This is a genomic window from Limnohabitans sp., from assembly GCF_038134685.1.
Taxonomy (GTDB): Bacteria; Pseudomonadota; Gammaproteobacteria; order Burkholderiales; family Burkholderiaceae_C; genus Limnohabitans_A.
In genome coordinates this window covers 1-7,888 of record NZ_JAYPVP010000041.1, presented here as the reverse complement: position 1 = coordinate 7,888, position 7,888 = coordinate 1, and the positions used below count along the sequence as shown (strand labels likewise).

Annotated in this window: 9 protein-coding genes; 6 read left to right on the top strand and 3 right to left on the bottom strand. The window is 56.7% G+C overall.

Going from position 1 to position 7,888, the window contains the following annotated elements:
* Both AAFM15_RS11480 and AAFM15_RS11475 read left to right on the top strand, forming a co-directional pair.
* A partial coding sequence (locus AAFM15_RS11480; RefSeq protein ID WP_341686847.1) for an acetyl-CoA C-acyltransferase occupies window positions 1–1,085 on the top strand: 1,085 nt, incomplete at its 5' end.
* Entirely contained in the window at window positions 1,082–3,175 is a 2,094-nt protein-coding gene (locus AAFM15_RS11475; RefSeq protein WP_341686846.1) for a 3-hydroxyacyl-CoA dehydrogenase NAD-binding domain-containing protein, read from the top strand. The genes AAFM15_RS11480 and AAFM15_RS11475, both read left to right, overlap by 4 nt.
* Window positions 3,176–3,182: 7 nt before the next feature.
* On the opposite strand, the gene AAFM15_RS11470 is transcribed toward AAFM15_RS11475, so the two are convergent.
* A complete protein-coding gene (locus tag AAFM15_RS11470; protein WP_341686848.1) occupies window positions 3,183–3,455 on the bottom strand; it encodes an OmpA family protein in 273 nt (90 codons plus the stop codon).
* 256 nt (window positions 3,456–3,711) lie between these two features.
* Window positions 3,712–4,200, bottom strand: a complete 489-nt coding sequence (locus AAFM15_RS11465; protein WP_341686845.1) for a hypothetical protein — start codon at window positions 4,198–4,200, stop codon at window positions 3,712–3,714.
* 444 nt (window positions 4,201–4,644) lie between these two features.
* Here AAFM15_RS11465 and AAFM15_RS11460 point away from each other — a divergent pair, with 444 nt between their 5' ends.
* The 4 genes from AAFM15_RS11460 to AAFM15_RS11450 all read left to right on the top strand — a co-directional run bounded on the left by AAFM15_RS11460 (window position 4,645) and on the right by AAFM15_RS11450 (window position 7,417).
* Window positions 4,645–5,016 carry a hypothetical protein gene (locus AAFM15_RS11460; RefSeq protein ID WP_341686844.1) on the top strand — a complete coding sequence of 124 codons (372 nt, stop codon included), beginning with the start codon at window positions 4,645–4,647 and terminating at the stop codon, window positions 5,014–5,016.
* Between the two features lie 400 nt (window positions 5,017–5,416).
* A complete protein-coding gene (locus tag AAFM15_RS11730; RefSeq protein WP_371833110.1) occupies window positions 5,417–5,692 on the top strand; it encodes a DUF4224 domain-containing protein in 276 nt (91 codons plus the stop codon).
* A 172-nt stretch (window positions 5,693–5,864) separates the two neighbouring features.
* Window positions 5,865–6,740 carry a tyrosine-type recombinase/integrase gene (locus tag AAFM15_RS11455; protein WP_341686843.1) on the top strand — a complete coding sequence of 292 codons (876 nt, stop codon included), beginning with the start codon at window positions 5,865–5,867 and terminating at the stop codon, window positions 6,738–6,740.
* Between the two features lie 155 nt (window positions 6,741–6,895).
* A complete protein-coding gene (locus tag AAFM15_RS11450) occupies window positions 6,896–7,417 on the top strand; it encodes a hypothetical protein (RefSeq protein ID WP_341686842.1) in 522 nt (173 codons plus the stop codon).
* Between the two features lie 52 nt (window positions 7,418–7,469).
* Here the strand turns inward: AAFM15_RS11450 and AAFM15_RS11725 are convergent, their stop codons facing one another.
* Window positions 7,470–7,886 (bottom strand): glycine-rich domain-containing protein, encoded by a 417-nt coding sequence (locus AAFM15_RS11725; RefSeq protein WP_371833109.1) that lies wholly within the window; start codon window positions 7,884–7,886, stop codon window positions 7,470–7,472.
* Window positions 7,887–7,888: the final 2 nt, after the last annotated feature.

Here is a 7,888-nt window from a genome sequence, read left to right as displayed (position 1 = left end):
GCAATTGCGCCTCGGGGTTGCAGGCCATCGACTCGGCCATGGCGAATATTCAGACCGGTCGATCCGATTTGGTGCTCGCCGGTGGTGTCGATGCCTTATCACGTACCCCTTTGATTTATAACGACACCATGCTGCGCTGGTTCGCTGCCATGGCAGGAAAAAAAACGACAGTCGCCAAGCTCGGACACCTGGTTAAGCTGCCTGCGCGTGCGGCCTTGCAGCCAGTCATCGCGATTCTTAAGGGTCTCACCGACCCTGTGGTTGGGCTCTCAATGGGGCAGACCGCTGAAAACTTAGCGTATCGTTTTGGTATTACGCGGCATGAGATGGATGCGTATGCAATGCGCAGCCACCAGCGTGTGATCCGGGCGCGTGAGACGGGCGTTTTTTCTGACGAAATCATACCCGTCGTCGATGACCGCGGCACCGTTTATAAAGAAGACGATGGCGTGCGCAGCGATTGCACCGAAGCGGCACTGGCTCAATTACGGCCGGTGTTTGACAAGCCCTACGGCAACATCACGGCCGGTAACAGCTCACAAGTCACCGATGGCGCGGCGTGGGTGCTGTTGGCCTCTGAGGCGGCGATAAAAAAGTTCGGACTCGCGCCCATTGCGCGCCTTGTTGATCTGCACTGGGCTGGTCTGGATCCGGCTGAAATGGGCCTTGGGCCGGTTCATGCCGCCACGCCGCTTTTGCAGCGCCACGGCCTCGGGCTCAACGATCTTGACCAGTGGGAGATAAATGAGGCGTTTGCTGCTCAGGTTCTTGGGTGTCTAAAGGCTTGGCAAGATTTCACCTATTGCCATGAGCAGCTTGGAGTCGCGCCGATGGGGGCCATCGGTGACACGCGACTCAATGTGCATGGCGGGGCGATTGCCTTGGGTCATCCAGTGGGCGCCTCGGGGGCGCGTATTGTGCTGCATCTTGCACGCAGCCTACAGCGCAAAGGGGGTGCGAATTTGGTTAATCAAACCAACGCGGCAGACGACACACAAAAATCGCAAAAGAGCATGCGGGGTATGGCCGCCATTTGTATTGGCGGTGGTCTCGGCGGTGCCGCGCTAGTGGAGACGGTGTCATGAACCGTGCGCCCACGACATCGCCAACGGACGGAACTCCATACTCGTCGGCAGGTGGCTCTGAAAGGCAAGCTGCTTCAGTCTTGCCACTGAAAAATTGGGTTTTATTGCTTGACAATCACAACCCCAAGCTTTTTTGGGCCAGCCTGCAGACTGAAAGTTCTGGACTCAATACCCTGTCAGCGGCAGTATTGGACGAGCTACAAGAGATTCTCGATTATCTCGATCAGGTGCACGCCGTCGGTCTCATCATCGCGTCCGGCAAAGACTCAGGCTTTGTCGCTGGCGCAGATATTGAGGAGTTTAAAAGCCTCACCACGCGCGATGAGGCGATTGCGCTGGTGCGACGGGGATGGACTTTGTTTAATCGGCTAGCGGCTGTGCGCTACCCGACACTTGCGTTAATTGAGGGGGTTTGCCTAGGAGGCGGATTGGAGCTGTCTCTGGCCTGTCGTTATCGCATTGCCGTTGACACGCCGGGTACCCGCCTGGGGCTGCCCGAGGTGCTGCTGGGTATTGTGCCGGCCTGGGGTGGGATGCGACGGCTACCTAGGCTGATTGGACCGCAGGCTGCTTTAAACATGATGCTAACCGGCAAAAGTTTGGACGCGCGGGGTGCGAAACAAATCGGGATCGTTGATTTGGCAGCGCCCCCCCGGGTCATGCATAACTCGGCCCGAGGACTGATATTGTCGGGTCGGCCCGCTGCCCGCGCCTCGGGTATGAAGGCCGTGATGAATTGGGGTTTGATGCGTCCGTTTGTCGCCCATACAGCCCGCAAGCAGCTCGCGCGTCAAGTGCGGCGGGACCAATATCCGGCGCCTTATGCACTCATTGATCTTTGGCAAAAGACCGATGGTGATGCTTTGCAGGTGGAGGAGATTCTTGATGGAATTGTTCGGTCGCCGACGGCGAGTAACTTGGTGCGGGTATTCTTTTTGCAAGAGCGCTTAAAAGGCTTTGGCAAGACAGCGGCTGAGGGCGCTGCACCGCTTAACCACATTCACGTGGTGGGCGCGGGCACCATGGGTGGCGACATCGCAGCTTGGTGTGCACTGCGCGGATTAAGAGTCACGTTGCAAGATCAAGGAATCGATCGCCTCCAGCCTGCGCTTGCCCGAGCTGGTAACTTGTTTGCCAAACGTCTGCGAGACCCATACGCCCGACGCGCGGCGCAAGACCGGCTGATTCCCGACCCTGATGGCAAAGGTGTTTCACACGCCGATCTTATTCTTGAAGCCATCGTTGAAGACTTGTCGGCCAAGCATTCCCTTTTGCGTGATATTGAAAAAATTGCCCGACCCGATGCCATCATTGCCAGCAACACCTCTAGCCTGCGCATAGAGGACTTACGCTTGGTGATGCAAAGGCCACAGCGACTGGTGGGCATACATTTTTTTAACCCAGTGGCATTGATGCCTCTGGTGGAGGTGGTTCAGGCTGAAGGCATTGACCCCGGCGTGATGCACAGGGCATTGCAATTTGTTCGACGCATTGACAAGCTGCCCCTACCAGTGAAGAGCGCGCCTGGTTTTCTGGTGAATGCGGTACTTGCGCCCTACATGCTCGCCGCGATGCGTAAGGTTGATGCGGGTATGTCCCCCCATGAGATCGACCAGGCCTTGATTGACTTTGGCATGCCCATGGGACCGCTGACGCTTGCCGATACGGTAGGACTTGACGTTGCCTTGGCCGCGGGCCGTTCGCTGGCTGCGGCGCAGCCCACAGGGGCATCCAATGGCCGCGCCAGCCAGGCTGGTATCAACACCAGTAACGACGGCGCCGATACGGCATTGGTTTCCGTGGTTCCATGCTGCTTGCAATCACGCGTCGAAGCGGGACACCTAGGCAAGAAGACCAGCCAAGGCTTTTACACCTGGAAGGATGGCAAGGCCACGGGCCCCGGTAGCCTACCGCGGGTGCACCAGCGGCCAGTGTCGGATACCGCCCAGGCCTTGGCGCTCGAGTTGGTTGCGCCACTGGTCGCTCGCGCTCAAGAACTGGTTGCCTCAGGGCTCGTGGCCGACGCCGATCTTGCCGATGCCGGTGTGATCTTTGGTACCGGCTTTCCACCTTTTCGGGGTGGGCTTTGACCCTAACTCATTGAAATGTAGAAGAGATTGATAAGTTGCTCATCCGTTGACCCGCGGGGATCAGCTCGATTTCCACCCGGCGGTTTTTGGCTCGTCCTAGTTCGGTGGTGTTGTTAACGAGCGGGTCGGACTCGCCCCGGCCCTCGATGTAGATACGCTGCATCGATACCCCGCGGCTCAACAGGTAGTCACGCACCGCGGCAGCGCGCCTCGTGGACAGGCTCAGGTTATATTTCTCGCCGCCGACCGAATCGGTGTGGCCCACCGCGACCACCACCATCAACTCGGTGGTTTGAAGGGTGCCCAGTTATTGGTCGAGGAGCACTTGAGCCTGCTGGGTTAGGACGGCCTGGTCAAAGCCAAAGAGGACGGTCGATTTCTGGGGGGTAGGAGCGACCGTGGGAGCCGACTTCACTTGAACCATGGGGGGCTTGCCCTCGAGGCTAAGCGTCACCCCGGCGTTAGCCACTCCGCACGCCAGCAAAAGGTAAATAAGTAACTTGATTTTTACCATTGGGTGAAAGAGAGCCATAGATTTAGTCACCGGGACTGCACTCCAAAAAAACCTTTGTCTGTTGCACGGAACTGCTGCTGGCTAAAAACAAGCGGCCGGTGTACTGAGTGAAACGCCCCTTGGCATAGCCCGTTACGCAGTTTGTAACGGCTGTCGCGCCGGATTTGTGAAAGCACTTTACCAGCGAGTAAGAGCCGATACGCCTTGCGTTGCTGTGGCTCCAGCCGTGGCTATCGATTGGAATCTCTCTCTCAGCCTCTGCCTGCAAAGGATAGCTGATGGCATTTGGACTGCCTGCGTTGATATGCACGGTTACCGTGCCAGGCGCGCGGGCATAACCCACGCCACAGGCGAGAAGAAGATAAATAAGTGCTTTGATTTTTACCATTGGTTTACCCGGTTCTACTACATCCCCCGCGTTGCAAGCATTGGTGGGGTCGCCGAAAATCACGGCATAAGAATAATAACTATCTTGACCAATTGAGGGGAAAACTCGCCCTGAAATTTTCAAGATAAAGAGAGGCCCGCACTAGGCGGGCTTTGTTGTTTTTGGTTAGTCGCAGTTGCTGAGCCGATAGTAAGCGCAGCCGCTTGATTGAGCAAGCGCTGTAACAACGGCGCCTGTTTGAGTAACCGGTTAATCGACCTGTTAACGACTTGTGGGCATCAAGTTCATCCTGATATATCGCGGGCTATTTACCCGGAAACACTACATCCCCCGCGTTGCCAGCGTCACTTTTTCGGCCTAATCTTTTGGTGTTGAGTGACCGCTAAATTTTCGTGTGATGTGTTGGCTTGAGAGTCGATGCGGCAGCGTGAAGGGGTCTTGTTTTTTTAAGGAGGGTTTATGGAACCAAGAACACGTCGCCGCAAAAAGTCGCCGTCCGCAGCGCCTATCGCTGGCCCATTTCTAGCGCTACCGCATTCGGTCTTGAACTCTCAGGCATACCTCCGATTGAGCTTTGCCGCGCAGTCGCTGCTCATTGATATTGCCGTTCAATTCAACGGGGTAAATAACGGGCATCTCCTGAGTTCGATGCGTGTTCTTGGTCCCAGGAGGTGGAGGAGCAGTGCAACCGTTCGTAAGGCCTTGACCGCGCTCGAGGAGGCGGGCTTGATTTACCAGACTGCCCAAGGCAAGTTCCCCAACGACGCGAACCTTTGGGCAATCACTTGGCAGGCGCTTCGCCCAAGCGACAAGTTTGACCCAGGACATTTTGAAGGTTTCCAAAAGGGGCGTTACACGATGTTCGACCCACTGCCCCCTATTCAGAAAATGAAGCAAGCAGTTTCAAACGCTGATGCTGTGTCATCTGACCGATTCTGAAATAGGTTCACAAAACGATGGTATTTGCCGTGCAGGCTGGGCCAACCCAGATTCACCAAGTGAACACCATTTAAATTATTTGCCACATAGGGATGGCTGAAATGAATCAAACTCAATCAACGCGTGGAGGGGCGAGGCCAAATGCTGGAAGGCCCAGGGGTTCGTGTAACGCTAGGACGCGTCAGATTGCTGATGAGGCGATACGAACCGGGTTGTCGCCGCTTGAGGTCATGCTGGCTGTGATGAGGCGGTTGTATGAGGCGGGTGACGATAAGGGTGCGGCGCAAATCGCCAGCTCGGCTGCACCGTTTGTCCACCCCAGGCTACAGGCTGTCCAACTTGAGCCGTCTACCCAGTCAAACGATGCCTTCGCGGTGTCCTGGCAGGGAAGGGCTGATGCATGACCCAGGGGGAAAGCCGCTGGATTTCTTGCGCTGGTGACGGTATAACGGGGCGACTGTTCCTGACCCGAGCCGAGCTGAAAGACCTAACCGGGCGTGAGCAGCCTGCGGCCCAAAAACGTTGGTTGCAGGCCAACGGTTGGGTCTTTGAGGAAGATGCGGCTGGGAGACCGAAGGTGGCGAGAGCATATTTTTTCAATCGCATGACGCGGACTGAATCAACGGCACCCGCAGAGGGGCCCTGGGAGGTCAATATGGAGGCGTTTAAGGGCTGATATGGGCAGGAGGCGAAAGTCTGGCTTTGATTTGCCACCACGGCTTTACAAGCGCCGTGCGAGCTACTGGTACACGCCTAGGGGCGGCAAGCCCATCAACCTTGGAAAAGACCTGAACGCTGCCAAGCGCCTGTGGGCTGAGATGGAAGACCCAGCCTATGAGCGCGGGTCATTGTCAGCCCTGTTGGATTGGTACCTGGGGGAGATTGCCCCTAGGAAAGCGCCACGAACCTACCGCGACAATCAGATTGAGGCTGAGCGCCTCAAAAAGGCTCTGGGGCACATTCCATTTGGGGAGCTTCGCCCGCACCATGTCGCAACTTATCGGGATGAGAGAGCCAAGGCAGCGCCAATTAGGGCCAACCGCGAGAAGGCACTCCTGTCCCATGTGTACACCAAAGCCATGGAGCGGGGCTGGGTCGACCAAAACCCTTGCATCGGGGTAAAGCGCAACAGTGAAGCGAAACGCGCCCGGTATATCGACGATGCCGAGTATCACAAGGTCTTTGAGCTGGCTTCCGAGCCCCTGCGAAACCTGATGACGCTCATCTATCGCACCGCGCAGCGCTTGGAGGACATCCTGAAAGCCGGCCCAGCCAATATTGACCGCATTTACGATTCAGGCCAGTCCGTTAGGGTCTTGAAATTTCGGCAGGGCAAGACAGGGAAGGAGGTAAACGTTCAAGTCGTGGGCGACATAGCCAAGCTGGTCGATGCACATTTGTCTAGGAGGGTGGTGCCCCAGACATTTGTTCACGGCCGAGCAGGCAAGCCATACACACCGCAGGGCATCGGGGCGATGTTCAGGCGGCTCGTTGAGAAGGCTGGTTTGAAGGACTTCGGGCCTTACGACTTAAAGGGCAAGGCGGCCACCGACATGTACCGTCGAGGCGTTCCGTTGGAGGAGATACAACATTTGCTCGGCCATACCAGCATCACCACGACGGAGCGGTATATCAAGGCTCGCTTGTCGGAGTCGGTTCGCCCGAATTTGACTGAGCTTCGGCCACCAGAGTCAGCCAGCGCCGGCGGGAGTGGTTTTCCATGAAGACTGGTGCAATAAGACTCTGGGATAGCTTCTGCGCTCGGCATGGCGTGCGAATTGACTCGGTACCGTTATTCGACTCGTCGGACGAGCAAGTCGTTCGTACCAGAGAAATTGGGAAGGCGAACATTAGGCGCGTGCTTTGTCGCAGCGGGGCCATGGAGGCCTTGATTCGACTGGCAGCCAGCACACTCGTTGACGATTGGGAAAAGGGCACTCGCCAGTTTGATGGTCTCATATATATGGCTGGAACCGTTGAGGACGAAACCTTTGCGCCGCTATACATTGGCAAGGCAGAGGTGGCGGGCAAGACATCTGGGGTGTTAAGCGCCAACCTCAAAGGTGTCCAGACGGACACCTCAAAATTTGCTCGGTGGGGTGACGGGTATGCCTATCACATCGGCGATTTAAGTGCCTGTGCTGTACCCGGTCATGACCCGAGAAAAATCACGAAAAAGTATTTGGCCTGGGCTCAAGCGCTGTTCGTTGAATTTCCATCGTATCAACCTGTGCTGCGAAAACCAGTATATTTTTGGGCGAAGGCGTGGAAGCCTGAAAACCTTGGCGTGTCTGAAGAGCTTGGCCAAACTTCTCTAGCCAACTTGGAGTATGAGTTGATTGGAGTCGCGGGGAGAGTATTTCCAGACCTACTTAACTATGAAGGGCGGGCTCGCGGATAAGCTTCGGTGTTGTCTTCCTTTGGTGATAGTTTGGGTGAGAAAGAAACTTTCGCTAATATCGAAGCAAGACTAGACCGTCTGCTCCGGAGCCACCGGTTGCTCCTGCGCTGGAGCCTCCACCTCCGCCTCCTGAACCGGTGTTCGCAGCGCCAGTAGCGCCATTAAATTGGTCTCCGTCGCCTCCCACGCCACTGCCACCCGTGCCAGTTACATCCGAGGCTGTGACGAAGTTTGTGGGTGCTCCGCCGCCGCCGCCCGAGCCACCATGATTCCCGTTTGGGTAAGTTGAAGGAGGCGGGGCGGCGCACCCCCCACCTCCGCCGCCGGGGGCAGAAATTGCGCCAAAGCTGGTGTCTGTGCCGTTTTGCCCATGTCCTATCCCACCGCCGCATTCCACCACCCCGGTTGGATTGTTTCCACCTGCGCCACCTACCCCGATTTGAATGTTGTAAGAGGTGGCTGCTGCCACGG